At 45.9% G+C, this 19,565-nt stretch carries 11 protein-coding genes; 1 reads left to right on the top strand and 10 read right to left on the bottom strand.

Features of this window, described 5'->3' with window-relative positions:
* Positions 1–361: 361 nt before the first annotated feature.
* A complete protein-coding gene (locus PAHA3_RS07475) occupies positions 362–808 on the top strand; it encodes a hypothetical protein (protein WP_062834157.1) in 447 nt (148 codons plus the stop codon).
* Between the two features lie 133 nt (positions 809–941).
* Here the strand turns inward: PAHA3_RS07475 and PAHA3_RS07470 are convergent, their stop codons facing one another.
* The 10 genes from PAHA3_RS07470 to treR all read right to left on the bottom strand — a co-directional run bounded on the left by PAHA3_RS07470 (position 942) and on the right by treR (position 19,530).
* On the bottom strand, positions 942–2,924 hold the full coding sequence (locus tag PAHA3_RS07470; RefSeq protein ID WP_062834156.1) for a sucrose-specific PTS transporter subunit IIBC: 1,983 nt from the start codon (positions 2,922–2,924) through the stop codon (positions 942–944).
* A gap of 26 nt (positions 2,925–2,950) precedes the next feature.
* On the bottom strand, positions 2,951–4,426 hold the full coding sequence (locus tag PAHA3_RS07465) for a glycoside hydrolase family 32 protein (protein WP_062834155.1): 1,476 nt from the start codon (positions 4,424–4,426) through the stop codon (positions 2,951–2,953).
* A 346-nt stretch (positions 4,427–4,772) separates the two neighbouring features.
* Entirely contained in the window at positions 4,773–5,756 is a 984-nt protein-coding gene (locus PAHA3_RS07460; protein ID WP_062834154.1) for a LacI family DNA-binding transcriptional regulator, read from the bottom strand.
* Between the two features lie 435 nt (positions 5,757–6,191).
* Positions 6,192–7,865, bottom strand: coding sequence for a ribonuclease J (locus PAHA3_RS07455; RefSeq protein ID WP_062834153.1), 1,674 nt, complete (start codon positions 7,863–7,865; stop codon positions 6,192–6,194).
* Between the two features lie 156 nt (positions 7,866–8,021).
* Positions 8,022–9,293, bottom strand: a complete 1,272-nt coding sequence (rhaA, locus tag PAHA3_RS07450) for an L-rhamnose isomerase (protein ID WP_062834152.1) — start codon at positions 9,291–9,293, stop codon at positions 8,022–8,024.
* Between the two features lie 18 nt (positions 9,294–9,311).
* Entirely contained in the window at positions 9,312–11,381 is a 2,070-nt protein-coding gene (locus tag PAHA3_RS07445) for a bifunctional aldolase/short-chain dehydrogenase (RefSeq protein WP_062834151.1), read from the bottom strand.
* 179 nt (positions 11,382–11,560) lie between these two features.
* On the bottom strand, positions 11,561–12,493 hold the full coding sequence (locus PAHA3_RS07440; RefSeq protein ID WP_371327929.1) for a glycoside hydrolase family 5 protein: 933 nt from the start codon (positions 12,491–12,493) through the stop codon (positions 11,561–11,563).
* Between the two features lie 414 nt (positions 12,494–12,907).
* On the bottom strand, positions 12,908–15,247 hold the full coding sequence (locus PAHA3_RS07435) for a beta-galactosidase (protein ID WP_062834149.1): 2,340 nt from the start codon (positions 15,245–15,247) through the stop codon (positions 12,908–12,910).
* A 58-nt stretch (positions 15,248–15,305) separates the two neighbouring features.
* The gene (locus PAHA3_RS07430) at positions 15,306–18,644 is read right to left on the bottom strand and encodes a tetratricopeptide repeat protein (protein ID WP_062834148.1); all 3,339 of its coding nucleotides are present in this window, start codon (positions 18,642–18,644) and stop codon (positions 15,306–15,308) included.
* A gap of 175 nt (positions 18,645–18,819) precedes the next feature.
* Positions 18,820–19,530 carry a trehalose operon repressor gene (treR, locus tag PAHA3_RS07425; RefSeq protein ID WP_062834147.1) on the bottom strand — a complete coding sequence of 237 codons (711 nt, stop codon included), beginning with the start codon at positions 19,528–19,530 and terminating at the stop codon, positions 18,820–18,822.
* Between the last annotated feature and the right edge of the window lie 35 nt (positions 19,531–19,565).

Below are 19,565 nucleotides of genomic sequence, written 5' to 3'. Positions count from 1 at the left end.
CGTTATGTGCGAATCATAGTCCTCTATCTGCCTTTCTGCAATTGAGCCGTATCCGATTCTGCACCTTTCTGATTGATTCCAGACCGTATTTCTCTTTATATCCTGTCTAATCTGCCCTTTACGGTCTGGTTCTCCTTATATCTCCGTTATTCATAGGCGACTAGAGTAACCTGATTAACCGAGCCATAATCGTAGATATATCTACTTTTAATCGCTTACATGAACAGATTCAAAGTAAAAAAGACTTAAAACACGCATAATTATACTCTTGGATTATTTTACTTCATGCTCTTTTGATCGTAATATCATCGGCAGAACAACGATAACAATAAGCTTATTTTAGCTATGGAGGTTGAACGGTTTGATTGCAAGTTGTGATGTGGGCATACAGCAAGAGATGAGTGCTGATCCTCGAATCAGTTCGATGGAGATTATTCGATACGACATGCAGAGATTGCCATGCATTGAGACTGAACATGTAACCTGCTACTGTGGATTATTCAAGATCTCCTGCGGGGAGACACATGGATTCGCTGAATTCAAACTATCTGAAGGAGCTCACCCTACAGATCTTGTACACTGGGCTTCGGTGTTCAGAAGACTAAGAGGCATGCAGCCCACTCAGGCCATACGTCATATCGAGCAGCATCGAGAAATCTGGGGAAATGAACGTGTCCTGTTCGTGGAGGAAGCTGTCCGTAATCTGCTGTTCAACTTGGAAACACGAAATGATGGCTCCTCAAAATTGAGCCGGGAAGAAATTCGAACTTTTCTGATGCATTATGCGCTGACGTATTATTCCTTTTGAATTAATTTGGTTGGATGAAAAGCAATAGAACAAGGCAAAGGAAACCTGATGATACACTCAAGTTCCCTTTGCCTTTTATGATTTGCATTCTACTTCATCCATGTTCCAATACATTTCTATTTGAAACGATCACTTATTGAGGTTCATTGAATTTCACAACAAGTATTGCTTCCTCATTGGCTTGCACAGGACCGGTTGAGGTTGCTGTAACCGTTGTTATCGCTTCGTTCCCGCTTGGAATCAGCACAGGTGTAATCAACGGCAGACCCGCAGCCTGAATGATATCCATGTCGAATTCAATCAACAATTGTCCTGCAGTTACACGATCTCCGCTATTCACATGTGCGGTAAAACCGTTTCCTTTCAGTCCAACCGTATTAATTCCGATATGAACCAGCATCTGTACACCTGTCTCATGCTCCAGAATCACCGCATGTTTACTCTTGTTCATAACATGTGCGATGACACCTTCAAACGGTGCATACACTTTACCTTCTGATGGCTCAATGGCAATGCCCTCACCCATGTGTTTTTCCGAGAACGCCGGGTCAGGAACCTGCTCCAGAGCAACGAGGGTACCGTTCATTGGCGAAGCGATTTCGAATGAATCTACCTTAGGACGATTGCTTGTAATCACATTTTTAGTTGAATCGACTTGTGAATTAGAATCCACACTATTAACTTCAGTTACTGACGTTCCACTGTTGTCATGGCTCACCGATGCCTCTGCAACCGGTTGATCCTTATATCCGAAGAACCAAGTAAGTGCAAAAGCAATGGCCATGGCAACCACGTTGGACAAGATGTACAACGGCAGTTGGCTGTTCAGATAGAGCAATGTACCGGGAATAACCGTTACAGCCATACCTGTACCCTGCAGATGAAACAGGGAAGCGATGAAACCACCTACACTACCACCAACCAGTCCCATAATAAATGGTTTCATATAACGTAAGTTAACACCAAAGATCGCTGGCTCGGTAATGCCCAGAAATGCGGACAAAGACGAAGGTAACGCGAGTGCTTTGAGTTTCATATTTTTGGTCTTCAGACCAACGGCAAGACAAGCGGCTCCTTGTGCAGCCATAGCACAGGTGATAATTGCGTTGAATGGGTTGAATCCCGTCTTCTCCAGCAATTGAATCTCCAGGAAATTAAAGATGTGATGCACACCGGTAACGACAATAATCTGATGGAAGAATCCAATGATAATACCTGCGATTCCGAACGGAAGATCCAATACAGCAGTTGTTCCATGCAGCACCCACTCTTCAAGAGAATGGAACACTGGGCCAATTGCGAAGAGTCCGAGCGTAATCATGACGGTTAACGTAATAAAAGGAGTCAGAATTAAGTCCAGTGCCTCAGGCACCCGTCTTCTTAGAAGCTTCTCGAACTTGGCTCCAATCAAACCAACGAAGAATGCAGGTAGAACGGAACCCTGATACCCCACAACAGGTATGAAGCCGAACATATGCAGCGGCTGTGCTGATCCATCTGCCACCGCGTAAGCATTCGGTAATGCCGGATTGACCAACATTAGCCCTAGTACGATACCGAGTACAGGACTTCCACCGAATACACGGAACGCAGACCATGCTACAAGCGCAGGTAAGAATGCAAAGGCCGTATCTGTCAGAATCTGAGTGAATAACAGGAAATTAGGCGAGATATCATCAGGTGTTGCACCGAACAACGCCAGAATCTCATTCTGAGTAAGTAATCCGCGCAAGCCCATGAACAAACCTGTGGCAACCAGTACAGGAATAATAGGTACAAATACGTCACCAAACGTACGGACAGCCCGTTGAAAAGCGTTTCCTTCCTTTTTCCCCTGACTCTTCACATCATCCTTGGACGATCCTTCGATTCCCAGCTTCTCGACCTCTTCAAAGATTCGATTCACTGTTCCCGTACCAAAGATAATCTGATATTGACCTGAGTTGAAAAAGGCCCCTTTCACCTTCTCGATATTCTCGACCGTTTTCTGATCAATCTTCTCTTTATCCTTCACCATGATCCGAAGACGTGTTGCACAATGGGCAAAAGATGCGATATTCTCTTTGCCCCCGATGGCATGAATGACTTCCTGGGCAATGCGTTGATTCTCCGACATGTTATCTCATTCCTCTCACGTAATACTTAATAATCCCATTGGGTTGCTTCAAAATCAGCCTTGCCGCCGTGCGCAAAGAAACGAATGTCCACGCTGTCCCGGCTTGGGAAAATTCGGCTGGTAAAGACCTCTTCCCCATCGTTCACAAAAATCTCGACCGAAGAAGAATCTACGAACAGATGGAACTTAATCACGTCCGCAGTAAACGTGCACCGTCGTACAACGCCGTTCTTCTCTGCCAATTTAGTACCAGACATCGTCCGATCCAGGACAACTTTCTGCTGAATTCGGTCATACAGAAGAACCGTTTTTTCAGTTCCATTTGCCCGGAATTCGATGCCTACAACCTCTGCATCTACATGGCTTATCTCACATTTCAGCTCATAGGCAATCCCCTCAAAACCAGGGAAGGATCGGCTCTCATTGTCAATCGTTGCGTGAATATGAGTCCCTTCCTCTTGCAGGCGCAATTGCACCATCTCTGCAACAGGTTGTTGGATTAACTTGCCGTCTCGGAATGACAACTGCCGAGGAATGGTCAGACAATGAGCCCAACCACTATCATCTGTCGGATATTCCAGATCGGGAAGTCCCATCCATCCAACCAGAATACGTCTTCCGTCCGGGCCTTGCATCGTCTGCGGAGCATAGAAGTCAAATCCACGATCCAGTTCCTGAAATTCACCATGATTGAACTCTCTCGTCTCTAGATTCAGTGGGTCACCGATCAGATAACCGGATTGATAAATATTCTGATAATGATCTCCCGTGGCATCTAAGCCTTGTGGGGAAAAGACAAGCATACCTTTCCCGTCCATCTCCATATAATCGGGGCACTCCCACATATAACCAAAGGAAGTTAACTGCGTACGAATTTCGCCAAGAAACTCCCAGTTTTTCAAATCTGTTGAGCGATACAGCACCGTACATCCCGTCTCATCTGTTCGCTGCGCTCCGATTACACAATAATACGTGTCTCCTTCTTGCCACACTTTGGGATCTCTGAAGTGTTCCGTGTATCCCTGTGGAACCGAAGAGATCACCGGATGGTTTAGTTTTCTTACTGAACCGCTTTCATCCATGACTGCCAAGCATTGATACGGATGTCTGACCCAAGCCTCATCCCTCGTATTGCCTGTATACAGCAAGTGCAGCTTGCCGTCTTTTTCAATCGCGCTTCCGGAATATGCTCCGTGCGAGTCATATGGATCACCCGGTTCGATTCCAATGCCGACATTTTCCCAGTTCACCAGATTCTTCGAGCGGGTATGATACCAGTATTTCATGCCGTGTTCTGTTCCAAGTGGAAACCACTGATAGAACAGATGATAATAGCCTTGATAATATGCAAAGCCGTTAGGATCATTAAGCAGACCTGTTATCGGCTGAATATGATAACTCTGTCTCCATGGACATTCGGATATCCGTGCTTCAAGCTTCGCAATCTCTCCAGGCTCCGCTTGCTCAATTCGTCTGTAGCGTTGCTCTCTAGTCATTTTCATAGCTGTTCTCCATTCTTGCTTATATAAGTTAGACCAAGAAATTTCACACTGGGACTACGATGGCAGAACAATCCTCCGATCGCTGTTATCCCCAGATTTCCTGATCCCTTTTCTAAAGGGTGAAATCCGGTGATAAAGGCGAACACTACGTTTCTTCGAATTTTTTCTTCCCTCTCCGTAAATGTTTTTTCTTATATAACTTATACGAAAATTAAAATGTAGGAACCGGTTCCGTTAGACACAAAAAAAATAATTCCATATGGCATTACTGCCTGCCCGTGTTCGCATATCCACATTGGATATTTACAGTGGAACCGGTTCGATGGAATTATCATAAAGGATGTTTTTATAATTTGTCAACGCTTTCTCGAGGAATTAGTTCAACATCAAGTGTTGTTCGTTCTTCCACCGACTCGCCTTTGACCAGACGAATAATATGATTTGCGGCTACTTTGCCTGCCTGCAAATAATGATATTTCACCGTCGTCAGCGTGGGATGAATCATCTCCGTAATATCATATCCGCCAAACCCGGTAACAGATAATTCTTGCGGTATGCGAATTTTATTGGAAAATGCAATCTTCATCACACCCAGTGCGATATTATCCGTAGCCCCTACAATGATCGTTGGTGTGATCTCTTTCAGTATAGCCTCAGCGGTAACGATGGCTTCTGACATCTTGAAGCTCGTCTCATAATACTTCACTTCGCATTCACCACACTCGGCGATTGCTCGTTGAAAACCCTGTTTGCGATGGATACCTACTGCCTGATCCTTCTCGCTAACCCCCATATACACAATCTTGCGGTGACCCTGTCCTACAACATATTTGCCCATCTCATATCCGGCCTGATCATCATTGTGAACCAGACTATGTAGTTGCTCATGCTGCTGCCCCACCAGTAACACCGGAATACCTATATCCTCAACTGCTTTCAGATGTGCTTCAGTTACTTCAGCAGCTAGTAGAATAATACCCGACACCTTTTGTCTTGCAAAATCATAGATGGCGTCTATCTCGCGCTGCATGTCCTGACTCGTATTCGCGATCAGCATCTGATACTGATTACTCCGCAGTTCTTCATCAATTCCAATCAATGTCTGTGATGTTGCAAAAGAATCAAGACGTGGCACAACCGTACCGATAATACTGGTCTTCTTAGCCTTCAGACTCTGTGCAAATGTATTGGGAACATAATTGTATTGTTTGATAATACGCTCAATTTTCTGGCGTGTATCTTCACTTACAGATCCGCCATTCAGGAAGCGAGAGACCGTGCTCTTCGCCACACCTGCCATCTGAGCGATATCAGAAATCGTTTTATTCATAAAGACTCCTCTTATTTCTATTAGCTATATAAATTGAACTCAAGAATATTCACACTTACCACTCCGATGACAGAACAACCTTCCGATCGCTGTTATCCCCAGATGTTTTGATTTACTTTTTCAAAGGTGAACATCCGGAGATAAAGGCGAACGCTCCGCTTCTTCAGGTTCTTTCTGTCCTCTACGTTCTCGTGTGAATGTTTAGTTCAATTCATATAGTTTACCTTTTATTATACTTCGAATCGCAAACCCATGGGGAATTTGATTCAACTCAATTTATAGCACACCGTGTACATTCGTGATGAAAAAGCAAAAGCCCGATGACAATGTGACGTTCATACCGAAGTATGATCCGACATTCCTCAGGCTGTTAAGCTTCCATATACACGTTTGCACAGGTCACTAACACAAGAACGCTCCCTATTCCGTACGGCCTCAGACTTCAATAATAATAGGCAAGATCATAGGTCTTCTTTTGGTTTGAGCGTAAATGTAGTGACCGATCTCGTCTTTCAGCTTTCTTTTGATCACATTCCACTGATTCACACCAGCCCCGGTCAACTCACCCATCCGGTTCAGAACCAGCTCATGAATCTCATGCATGAATTCTTCCGAGTCTTTGACGAACACAAAACCTCTGGAGATAATTTCGGGTGACGTGACCATCTGTTTCTCCGTTTTGCTCAGTGTAGTCACAATGACCAGCATGCCATCGGATGACAGTTGCCTGCGATCACGCAGTACAATATTGCCGACATCGCCCATGATCAGACCGTCTACGAGGCTGTTGCCCGACGCAATTTTGGGACCCAGAGAAGCAGTTCCGTCTTTGTACTGGACCATATCCCCATTGTTCACGATAAACACATGATCACGCTCTATACCTACGGATTCAGCAAGCAGTCTGTGTTGATACAACATGCGAAACTCACCGTGGATCGGAATCAGATAATCCGGTTTCATCAGAGTAAGCATCAATTTGAGTTCTTCCTGACTGCCGTGTCCTGAGACATGCATTCCTGCTGCACCACTTGAACCATATATCACACGTGCTCCGAGAACATAGAGGTTATCAATTACATGTGCAAGATTTCGTTCATTGCCCGGAATGGCTCCGGCAGCAATAATGACCGTGTCCCCGGCGTTAATTCTTACGTGAGGATGTTTACCGGATGCCAAACGTGACAATGCTGCCATGGCTTCTCCCTGACTACCGGTACATAATACAACGACTTGTTCCGGTGGAAACTGATCCGAATCGATAGCTTCAATCAACAATCCGTCAGGAACTTGCAAATACCCCAATTCACTGGCCACCGATACCACATTCACCATACTTCTGCCCAACAGTGCCAGTTTGCGCCCCGTCTCGAATGCTGCATTCACAATCTGCTGTACCCTGCTGACATTCGACGCAAAGGTGGAGATGAATACTTTTTGTTTCGCACGGATAAAGGCATCCAGAATGTGGTCTCCCACAATACGCTCGGAAGGTGTAAATCCGGGTCTTTCTGCATTGGTACTCTCCGAGAGCAAGATATGAACGCCTTGTTTGCCAATTTCGGCCATGCGGTGCAGATCTGGGAAAGGTCCATGCACAGGTGACATGTCGAATTTGAAATCTCCCGTGTGCACGACATTGCCGACTGGGGTCTGAAAGAAGATTCCAAGACAATCCGGAATACTATGACTGGTCGCGAAAAAGGAAACTTCGATCCCTCCCAGTGTAATGCTGGAATGAGCATCGATCGTATGCAGGTCCGCCTTGCGCAGCAGCCCATGCTCTTTCAGTTTAAGTTCTATCAGCCCACGAGTGAGCCTGGATGCATACACTGGGATGTTCATTTGTTTTAACAAATAGGGAATGCCACCGATGTGATCTTCATGTCCATGGGTAACCACAAGACCCCTTACTTTATCCAGATTCTCCAGCAGATACGCTACATCCGGAATGATCAGGTCAATCCCCGGCAAGGTCTCATCCGGAAACTTCGAACCACAGTCAATCACGATGATGTCCTGATGGTACTGGATGAAATACATATTCTTCCCTATTTCATTCACGCCGCCAAGTGCAGCGATATACAGTTTGTTGTGGGCAAGATTCAACTCTATTAACCTCCTCTGCGTGACATACGTATGCGATTCGGATCTATATTCCTAGTATGGAAACAATCGCCTCACTTATGCATTTCAGCGTGATTATGCCAAAAAAACCACCACGGAAATTTCATTCCGTAGTGGTTTATACAAAAATAAATGCGGTTACACCAATGATTTATCACGCTGTAGCAATACGTCTTGTTCATAGGTTTTGATATCGGTGATCCACTTTTCCCGAACTGGAACGCCTTGCTGAGCACAATAGTAGTCCCAGATTGCGCCGAACGGATAGGATTTGAACTCTTCCGTCAATGCGAGACGCAGGGTGTAATCTCCGTCCAACTCAGCTTGTTTCAAGGCCTCTACCGGTTCCAGCATCGCACGCAGAAGGGCTTTGACCGTATTACGTGTACCCACAACCCAAGCAGCAACACGGTTGATACTTGCATCAAAGAAATCCAATCCAATATGTGTGGTCGCAAGCAGATCATGTCGAACCAGTTCACGAGCAATTTCCAGCAACTCATCGTCCATAATTACCACATGGTCACTATCCCAGCGCATCGGGCGGCTTACGTGAAGCAGAATGCCGCTAGTAAACAAAGATAGGGACGACAGTTTATTGGAGATAACCTCTGTAGGATGAAAATGACCCGCATCCAGGCAGATTAACGTATCATTTTGCAAGCCGTAACCCATATAGAATTCATGAGAACCCACCACATACGCTTCCGAACCCAGACCAAACAGCTTACTCTCTACCGCGTCCAGGTTGTGCTCCGGGTTAAGTGGTTCGCAGAATACTTCATCCAGTGATTCCTTAAGACGTTTGCGTGGTGTCAGCCGATCCACCGGATTATCCTTGAATCCGTCCGGCACCCATACATTGGTTACACAGGTCTGACCAAGCTGTTCCCCGAAGTATGCACCAATCCGGCGAGACGCCTTGCAGTGATCAATCCAGAACTTGCGAATCTCAGGGTCTGGATGACTGAGCGTGAACCCGTCACTCGATTTTTCATGGGAAAAACATGTTGGGTTGAAGTCCAGACCGAGTCCTTGTTCTTTGGCCCATTTCACCCAGTTCTCATAATGCTTCGGCTCAATCTGATCCAGTTCAACCTGCTCGTCTGTATCCGTGTAGATTGCGTGCAGATTGACTTTATGTTTGCCGGGAATCAGAGCAAAAGCTTGCTCCAGATCGTTACGAAGCTCTGCAGGCGTGGTCGCAGCCCCTGGATACTGACCTGTCACGGAAATACCACCTGTTAACTCTCCATCTTTGTTCAGAAAGCCTTTAACATCGTCGCCTTGCCAACAGTGTACGGATACTTTGATATCCGCGAGTTTGTTCAGCACCTCGTCCGTATCAATTCCGTGCTGGGCATACAATGACTTGGCTGCTTCATACGCTTGCTTGACTTGGTTATCCATCCGCAAGAACCCTCCTAATTAACGTGTAAATGCTGCCGGTACACCGCCATCAATGGTCATCATGCAACCGGTTGTTTTTTCGGATTTCGAAGAAGCAAAGAATGCGATCCCTTCCGCAATATCTCTTGGATAGATATTCACGAGCAATGTCGTCCGTTTGCGGTAATACTCTTCCAGTTGATCCGGCTCGATACCGTATGCCGCTGCTCGTTCGTTTCTCCAAGAACCGTTCCAGATCGCTGACCCTTGTAGAATTGCGTCTGGAAGAATCGTATTGACACGAATGCCATACTCCCCACCTTCTGCTGCAATACAACGTGCCAGGTGCGCTTCCAGTGCTTTCGCTGAGCTGTAGGCAGAGGCACTTTTACCCGCATACACCGAGTTTTTGGACCCGATAAATACCATGCTACCCCCAATACCCTGCTGTTTCATCAGCTTGAAGGCTTCCCGAGCCACAAGGAAATAACCTGTACCCAGTACATTCATGTTCAGGTTCCATTCTTTCAGGGACGTTTCATCAAATGGGCTGGATGTCGCCAGTCCGGCATTGTTCACGATGATATCCACTCCGCCATACTGCACCGCAACATCTGCATACGCAGATTGAACGGCTTCTTCATCGGTCACGTCCATTTTCAGCGCATAAGCACGATTCGCGCCGTATTGATCATTGATCTCTTGCGCTACCTTCTGTGCGCCCTCCAGGTTGAGATCAGCAAGCACGACATGAGCGCCTTCAGATACCAATCTACGTGCGGTTTCACTTCCGATACCGCCAGCTCCACCTGTGATAAATGCCACTTTGCGGGAGAATTCGGTTTCTGCGGGAGCCAGAGATAATTTGTACAATTCCAGCGGCCAGTACTCCACATTGTAAGATTCGTTTGCACTGAGCGATACGAATTGACCCAGGCTAGTGGCTCCACGCATAACGGCAATGGCTCTGTGATACAATGCACCGCTTACTTGCGAAAGTGCCCAACTCTTGCCTGTGTTGATCATGCCCACACCAGGAATCAGGATAACGCGAGGAGCCGCTTCGAACATGACGTCACCTTCGTTTTTGTTGCTTTCAAAATACTGCTGATACTGCTCTTTGTAGGCTGCCACGCCTTCCACCAGTTTCGCTTTTAAGCCCTCAATGTCATCCGCATCTGGCGTCCAATCAATAAACAGAGGTACCACTTTGGTATGTACCAGATGATCCGGGCAAGCCGCACCCACCTGAGACAATTGCGGAGAATCCGATCCGCCCACAAAAGCAAGCACATCCTCCTGATCATCAAAGGACAAAATCATTTTTTTGCTATCTGATACTGCTCCACGAATCGTTGGCATCACGCGTGATACGATCTGACGACGAACATCTGCTGCTAGTGCCGGGTGCTTCACACCACCGAACAAGCTTCCTTCGTCCACCCGTGCTTCGATGAATGCTTCCGCCTCATTGATAATCTTGATCGTTTGAGCGTAACATTCTTCGGATGTTTCTCCCCAAGTCACGAGCCCGTGTTTTTCCATCAGTACAAGTTCCGCATTGGGATTCGAGAATACGCTTTCAGCAATTATTTTAGATAACGTAAACCCAGGACGTACATATGGTACCCATACAAAACGATCACCGTAAATCTCTCTCGCCAATTCCTTACCGTTATGCGCACAACACAGACTGATAATCGCATCCGGGTGCGTATGATCCACATGCTTATATGGAAGGAACGCATGCAGAAGAGTCTCGATGGAGGCACGCGGGTGCTTGGCATCAATCATGCAATGTCCCAGATATTCAACCATCTCTTCATCCGACATGGATTCACGTTCAATTAATGGTCGAATGTCCTCCAGCCCAAGTCCGGTAAAATGCTTCGCTTCCATGGAACCCAGATCAGAGCCGCTGCCTTTCACATACATTACTTCTACATCACGACCACGAAAATCCTTCACTGTCGTTTTGGTAGACGTATTTCCACCGAAAATGTTACATACACTGCGATCGGTTCCAATCAGGTTGGATCGGTAAACCAATTGCTCCAGTCCTGTTGTTTTCTCAGATGCCTGCGATGCATTCCATAAACTCTGTACCATTCGTTTCCCTCCGATAATGTTTGTTTTATTCCTAATCCGAGTTTATCATCTTTGTTTTGTTTTGAAAACAAAAGATTTTAAATATAAACGGAAAAATTCAAAAACTAATATGGATTAAGCACTTTTATTAAAAAAACACCCTGACGTGAACGTCAGAGTGTTCCTGTTTCATCAGCGGATTAGAAAATCCCCGCTTTTTGGGAAGTGTTTTTAATACCATAGGTATCATTCACTACGGTGTTTCCGAAGCTCGTCAAACTTCCGTTCGGACCTGTAGCCATGTCCAGATAGTTCAGACCGGAACTGTTTCCGTACCAGGACCAGGCAAGCCAGCCTACCCCTTTTTCCTGACCATATCTCATAATGGCATACTCATCCACATCACCATTCGTGTGGTATCCCCCGAACTCACCAATGATCAGCGCCAAGCCTTTGTTCAGCACATTCTCCATATTGGCTTTGACGGTTGCAGCATCTTTGCCCGCATACTCATACATATGAATGGAGAACACGGTATTTTTCTGTGAGTCCGCTGCAAATACACTTTGTCCATAATCCACGATGGATTGTGGGAACTGTCCCCATCCGGCTGCATCCACAATCAGCGTATTTTTGATTCCGGCATTTCTTAGTTTGGGAATGGCTTTTTTGTAACCATCAGCCCACGCACTTCCATTCCACGTTCCATACCATTCATTGGCGATGTTGACGATTACCCGATCTTCTTTGCCAATCAAAGCTTCCTTAATGCTAATCCAGTAGTTCACTGCCGCATCCAACGAATTATAGTCATCTTTTCCTGTAGCGTCATGGACTTCGAGTACGGCTATCATTTTATTTTGGTTAACCACATTAATAATATTTTTAACAGCGTTCAGATCATCTTTGGTGTACAGGCTACCATTTGAAAGAACAATGCGTACCGTATTGGCACCTGTTTTGGCGATGGCAGGGATAGCGGTATTCAAATCATTTTTGAACCAGGAATGTCCGTGATTAACACCTCTCATGACAAAAGGCTTTCCTGTGGAATCATACAATTTGTTACCGCTTACATAAAATCCTGTGGCAGCAGATGCTTTGGGGGCTGCACTCCCTAGTACCATGAACATGAGAGCAGCAATAACCGTGAAGATTGTACACTTTTTCAGATTAACCATTCGTTTGGAACCTCCTGTAATTTTTTATTTATTTCAATTAACCCTGCTCTAGGCAATAAGTTAACTAAAATCGTTGGTAATAGAGGTTTTTATAGTAGTTAAAAAAACCAATAATAACCTTATTTGTTTATGTTATAAAACTTAAATATACTTTATCGATAAGGTTATGAAGTTATAATAAATTGAAAACGCTTACCAGTCAAGATGTTTTTACCATGATTAGGAATCATTTGTTTTTACATCACACAGCAAAATAAAAAGGCTCTCTCCCCTCACAATCGCTCGGAGAAAGAACCCTCTGTATTATCAACGTCAGTTAACTCTTGTTTAAGTCTTGTTTATCTGTTGTTTAATCCCTGATCTAGACTAAGCGTCCTCCCTAACTCCCGCCAGCACCAACCCCACCCGGTACTGAGGTATCACTCGAATCTGATTGAACTTCCCGATCTCCACACCCTCAAAGCGCTCAACATAAGCTTGATTCACATAACTCTCAGTCGTACCTCTTCGAATTGGCGTTATGGACAGACGTAACGCGTGATCAGCCAGCAAATGACGGGATTGCTTCAAACCAAGCATCCAGCTATGCCCATAATGAATATGGTCCGTTAACATCCGATGATGAATATGTGCTGCTGCAACGTCACCTTCATAATCAATCACAACCCACACGTCATCGACATGTTCCGGCCATATTGTGTCCAATTTCAGTGTTGCTGCATGCTCTTTCGGATAATCAACCTCTACAGCAGGTTTGTAAGGCGAAACTTGGATTGTGTACGTATCGAATACTCCTTGCTTAGACTGGGATGACACAACATATTCAGAAGCGGTAATCTGTTCTGGTGCCGGATAAAAGGATACCTCCATCTCCGGTTGCTCCACAGATGTGCATATGAGCATTTCATTCTGTACATACAAATGACTACTGCTAATCACAAGCCTTTCTTCTCCGCCCACATGGAAGCGGTAGGCATGCAATGCCTCATCACGGGTCAATGTAATGATTCGTATGACCATACCGTCGGATGTTGTGACTCTCAGATGATGGTCCTTGCCGGCAATCGGGTGGATCACAACTTCATTTCCCTGCTCAGATACTGTGCCTTTGGGCATATCCACATTTGTAACGGATGATGCATCCATAACATACTCAGGCGTCATACCTTCATGAGCATAAAAGACAGCCGTAAGCTCCTGATTTACCATAAATCGGGTCAGTGGCTGAACAGTAGCACTAATGATCTTCATTCCACTCAGATTCATATGGAAAGGAAGAATGGCTGCCATGCCGGATTTCAGCTGCATCGTTCCTTCTCTTGGATAAAAAGCAATCCCTTTGCTGGTATGCAGCTCCAATTGAATATCACGATCAGGCAATGCCACATGATCCTGATAATTATTCATGAACAGAAATCCCGAACCAGCTTGTTGACGAACAGACCAGCGCAGATCCATCATGTTCTCAGGGATTATCGAATGCTGTTCATCCGGTACAACACTTCCCATTGGCGCAAGCAGCTCACCGTATGCTTCCAGGAACATGGACAAGGTACGAATACGGTCATACGATTCACCAATACGTCCGAATTCCCCAAGTGGGGCTTGATAGTCATACGTCATTTTCGGCAATGCCTGTTCATTCATATAAGATTTTTGCCCTATCGGATTGGTACCGCCATGATACATATAATATCCGACGAGATTACTGCCGTTTGCCAGCTTCACAATGGTCATTGCCTCAACACTGTCCGCATCGACAACTGGCCGCGCGTGATAACTGACCTGCATACCGCCAGCAAGCTCACAATACGCCGCAGGATACTCCAGACTGTCATAATCCACTTCTTCAACAGGATTTATGTGCAGATCACGGAATAAATATTCGCGGCTTGGAGGCTGATTCGGAATCCATGGTGTGTACGCATACCCCGCAAGCATCGGCAACGTGCCTTCTTCAGGCACCGCAGCATTCCCCCAAGCCGTGGCTGTATAGAACATGGGTTTCATGCCGACTTCTTCGGCAATATGGCGAAGCACCTTTAGATGTTCTCGCCCGTCCCGGCCGGAGGAAATATACTTTTCACGTGTATATCCCCAGGCATCCATGGGTGCGCCAGCGTGCATGTACTCATTTTCCAACTGTACGGCTATAACGGGCCCACCCTCTTGGTGAAAACAGCCATTGAGCTGACGGGCAATCTCGCGATATAGTCGCTTGGCGTAATACAGGTATCCTTCATCATTCGATCTGACTTCAAATGGGTAACTGAATAACCAATCCGGCATCCCTCCATTGCGAACTTCTCCATGACAGAATGGACCAATCCGCACGATCAGAGGCAGCTGATGTTTGCCACACAGATCCACAAAGTGCCGCAAATTCAGATTTCCCGACCAATTAAACTCACCTTCCTGCTCCTCGTGAAAATTCCAGAAGACATAAGAAGCGATGATGTTCACCCCGCCTGCCTTCATCTTCAGTAATTCTTCCTCCCACTGCAGGTAAGCGAATCTGGAGAAATGAAATTCACCTACCACAGGAATATAGGGTTTAGCATTACGAGTCATATAATAATTGGTAAAGTCATACGACTCCCCTCGTGGGCTTTTGCCGCCACTGCCAGTCATGCGACCCGCACGAATGTCCTTATCTTCCGCATCCAATACAAAGTGAATATGGCTGCCTGCTACACTATCGTTCATGGATTATATAACTCCTTCGATATAAATGGGATATGGTTGATGATGAATAGATTATCAATTATCGATGGACGATTGCCCCTTGATGATTCGGGTTCTTCTCCAGTACTCGCTCCAACTCATCCTTTGCTTCGTTCGTCCGCCCCAGTTCCAGGAGACCCAATGCCCGCATATATCGGCAATGTTCTTCATTGCGCTGATCGAGATCATCGTCGAATACCAGAAAATCGGGCAGAGAGACCGCAAAGTAATCCATTCGGATGTGATCTTGTATATGTCTTTCGGCATAATCAATCAGTTTGTTAAAGCGTCTGTTTGCTTCCTTCGTATTGCCAAGTTTCTGCCAGGCCAGTCCCTGATAATAGATCGATTCAGGCGGTTGATCATTATAGAACATCGCGCTTGCCGGTTCGTTCAGACCGATGGATGCTCTGTGGAAATTCTCCTCTGCAGCTTGATTATTCTTCAGTTGCTGGTAGGTACAGCCCAGATAAAAGTATAATGGATTGTCTGCAGTTCCCTCCAGTTTACCTTCACCTAAGTTCTCCGGGTAAACCAAAGCCTTCTGCAACAGCTCCAATGCTAGTTCAGGTTGTTGTTTCTCAAGATTTTGCTTCGCCAGTTCCGTCAGTGCCGTAACATATTGTCCTGTAACTTTGCCTTCTCCACCCTCCCAGGGGTGAAACCGCCGGGCCTGAAGAGCTTCCCATGCTTCCTGATGACTACCATGCATATTTAATAGAGTCACCCACTCGATATACAGATCATCACGGTGATGAACCAACTCCATGTGATCTTCCAGGTGAATGATTCGATGCTCGCAGGAATACCCTATCTTCTTGTGCAATTGATCCAACTCGTAGAAGATTCGGGCATCCTGTGTATCCAACCGGAAAGCTTCCTCTAATGATGCCAGTGCAAGATCGGAGCGATTCAGCTTGTTATAATAAGCCAGTCCCAGATTCCGATGTACAGTCGGATATGAAGCATCCGCCTCGCGCGAGGTTTCCCAATGAGTGATCGCTTCCTCGTAGCGTTTACGATCATATAGCCAATTTCCCAGGTAATAGTGAGCACGCGCATCATTCGAATCCACTGCCAATACATCCTGAAGTACCAGAAATTCAAATAGCGTGTTAGGAAAACAATAATCGGTTGGAGCAGCTTTCCCCTGCTTTTGATATTCTCGGGCCTGTTCCGTATCCCCCAACTTACGATACAAGTAAGCCAGCGCATAACCAACCATCGGATACGGCTGTGCAACTTCGGATTCAACACCGGAGAGTACCTTCAGTGCTTCTTCCCACAATCCACAATCCGCGTAATCTGCGGCTACATTCAGATAATTATGAACGTCTCCTCGCATCAGACGATGGAAATGTTCACGTGCTTGCTCCGCTTTTTGCCTATCTGACGGTGTAGTAGCCCCGCTGTAAATCAGGACTAATTCATGTGCAGCTCCAAATTCAACCGGGTCCAGTTCCAATGTCTCACGCGCATATTGGATCGCCTGTTTATCTTGACCCAATCTACGCAGCAGTGCCACCTTCAGATGACGAGCCTTGTAGTTTCTGGTGTTACGAATCAGCGAACGTTCGATGTGATCCAACGCTTCGATGTACCGATGTTGACCCGTATCGATCTGAGCAAGCATGTAATACCCCGTATCCTGATACTGTGCGGACCATACAGCTTTATAGAGAGCAGCATAGGATTCTCCCTGTTTCCCCTGTAGTTTCAAACTCAGACCGAGCTGGTAAAATGCTTCACTATCATACGGATTCGTATTTTTCCACGTCAACGATTGAACGGCCTGTCTGAAATGCTTCTCCGCATCTTGAAACAGTCCTCTACGTAGCAGCAATGTGCCGTAGGCAATGTTCAGACGGATATCCGTTGCATCACGCTTCAACCCTTCCAGATAATAAGGTTCCGGTTCATACGTGGCATGCCGATATTGCTCCAGATGAAGACCCGCCAGATATAGTTGTTCATTGGTCCGCATCTCGGATGGTAGTGGGAGTGGTTTGGCCGGGTCGGGCACTTCCTGAATCTCAGAACGTTCAGGCTGATAGGTCACAAGTACTCTTCCTTCCGCAGTTCGAACACTTAACTTCAACTGATGCCATTCATCTTGTCCGCTCCACGGGAATGAAGATTTATATAGCTCCGTAGGTGAGATATTACATCTCTCATGGAGATATACCAAGGTTGGTCCTATCACTTCAACGGTCACTTGTTCAAAAACTGACGTCGCATATACCATCACGGTTACCATTCCGGTCGTTTCGTCCATTTCGAGGTTAACCGCTGCATCAATTGATGCATTTTTAACCATTCCAATTCCTTTATACGGCATAAAATACTGCGAAAACGATTTGGCTTCATAAGGCTGTAACCATGTAAAATCAGGCTGATTATCGGTATAGATCCCGGTCATTAATTCAATATATGGTCCATCCTCGTCCGTTAACTGCCGATCCCAGGCTTGCCCGAATTCCCCGTTCCCCCAGGTCCATTGTTTTTTCCCGGGTGAGATATGGTGATTGGCCACATGCAACAAACCTGCCTGAACCCCGTGGTCATAGCCGCCTACGAAATTATAATCAGATTTATAAGCCATGTAGGATGTTGGAACCGGTATGTTTTTGTATCGCGAGATATCCACGCCTTCGGAATAGTCCATCTTGTAATAGGTCCCGGTTGCGATCGGAAACCGGGATACATCCCGTTTACCATGATCCAATACAGCCGTTACATCAGGTGGAAACACGGATTGCGTATGATCATTGACGGCTACAGCTGGATTGGCCCACCATAGAAAAGTTTGAGGTGTGTTGGTGCGATTATATACCTCGGCATGGATTTCAAGATAGGCTTTGCCAGGATGTAATGTGAAGCCAGCGGTCATTTTGGTACCATACATGCGGTCAATCTCGCCCACCCAGACGGTAGCGCTTCCATCTTCATTACTGCCAAATGTATAGTCGACTGGGCCATACGTGTTGGGCCGATGATGCTGTGGCCAGTTGAATTCAATTCCTCCGGAAATCCATGGCCCTGCCAGTCCCACAAGTGCAGGTTTAATCACCCGGTTATAATATACAAAATCGTAGTCGTTGGTCCGATCCAGCGCACGATAGATACGTCCGCCCAGTTCGGGCATCAACTCGATACGTACATATTCATTTTCGAGAATAATTAGTCGATACGACTTCATTTTGGCCTCATCTTCAATGCTGTCGATCACGGGATGCGGGTACACCTTACCGGAGCTGCCCTGGTAGATTCGCTTTTCAAGAAACATCGGATTTTTGTCCGGTTTACCTGTACCATAGGTTGGAATATCTCTGGTTTCTTCCCATATGCGGACATTTGATTTCGCTGTCACGTGATTCAATTCCCTCACTCCTCGGTCTCGTATATATTGTGATCATACGCTCCAGCATGAAGGAAGAACATTGACATTAAGCGGTTCTTGATGGACGATCTTCGGATTTCCCGCATAACCAAAGAGAGTACCGATCCACCCAAATAATGCAGTGAAAGGTACTCTCTGATCAATCTTGATTAACTTATCTTCGGCGTGCAAAATCCACAAATCTGAACTTGTCCGGTCGATGCCTCGACTCCGTATACTGAAATTGACTGGCATCCTCCAGGTAAACTTGGCTCCTTACCACAACCACATTGTGGAAACCTTCAAGGTCAAGTAATTCCCTGTCCTCAGCGGTGGGTTCTTCCACCAGAATCTCTTTCTTGGCAAACGAAATGGAAAGCCCCAGCTCTTGCTCAATGTACTGATAGATGGAATCATTACAGATCTCTTTGCTGAGCCCAGGAACAAGCCGCTGGCTGATGTAATCTTTGTCCAGAATGACGTGCTCTCCATCCACTTTGCGCACACGTCTGATCTCCCAGACCTGTTCATTCAGACCAAAGTTAATTTTCTTGTACAACGCCTGATCGACCTCTTGCTCCTCGAAAACCTTCACATACGTTTGAGCCCGATGCCCCATTTTTTTGGCTAATTCCTTGAAACTAACCAGACCCGAGATGGGAAAATCGATCTTGCGAATGTCCAGTACAATCGAGCCCTTGCCTTGAATTTTCTGAATATAACCTTCTTCGTACAACATTTTTAGCGCTTTGCGAATGGTCTCTCGAGACGTTTGATAACTTTCCGATAGATCCAGTTCCGATTGAAGCAGCGTCCCTGCCTCAATCTCTCCGGTCCGAATACGATTTGCAATATCTTCATATATCCGGATAAATTTATTATTCATTATTCATCACCATTGTTCATTACCCTTTTTTTATC

The organism is Paenibacillus amylolyticus, assembly GCF_001570725.1.
Lineage (GTDB): Bacteria > Bacillota > Bacilli > Paenibacillales > Paenibacillaceae > Paenibacillus > Paenibacillus amylolyticus_A.
This window is presented reverse-complemented; position numbering and strand designations above follow the sequence as displayed.

Coding starts and splice junctions, on each gene's coding strand:
- rhaA (WP_062834152.1), bottom strand. CDS start 9,293: ATGGATAACCAAGTCAAGCAAGCGTATGAAGCAGCCAAGTCATTGTAT.
- PAHA3_RS07440 (WP_371327929.1), bottom strand. CDS start 12,493: ATGTTCATGGTACTAGGGAGTGCAGCCCCCAAAGCATCTGCTGCCACA.
- treR (WP_062834147.1), bottom strand. CDS start 19,530: ATGAATAATAAATTTATCCGGATATATGAAGATATTGCAAATCGTATT.
- PAHA3_RS07460 (WP_062834154.1), bottom strand. CDS start 5,756: ATGAATAAAACGATTTCTGATATCGCTCAGATGGCAGGTGTGGCGAAG.
- PAHA3_RS07470 (WP_062834156.1), bottom strand. CDS start 2,924: ATGTCGGAGAATCAACGCATTGCCCAGGAAGTCATTCATGCCATCGGG.
- PAHA3_RS07435 (WP_062834149.1), bottom strand. CDS start 15,247: ATGAACGATAGTGTAGCAGGCAGCCATATTCACTTTGTATTGGATGCG.
- PAHA3_RS07445 (WP_062834151.1), bottom strand. CDS start 11,381: ATGGTACAGAGTTTATGGAATGCATCGCAGGCATCTGAGAAAACAACA.
- PAHA3_RS07465 (WP_062834155.1), bottom strand. CDS start 4,426: ATGAAAATGACTAGAGAGCAACGCTACAGACGAATTGAGCAAGCGGAG.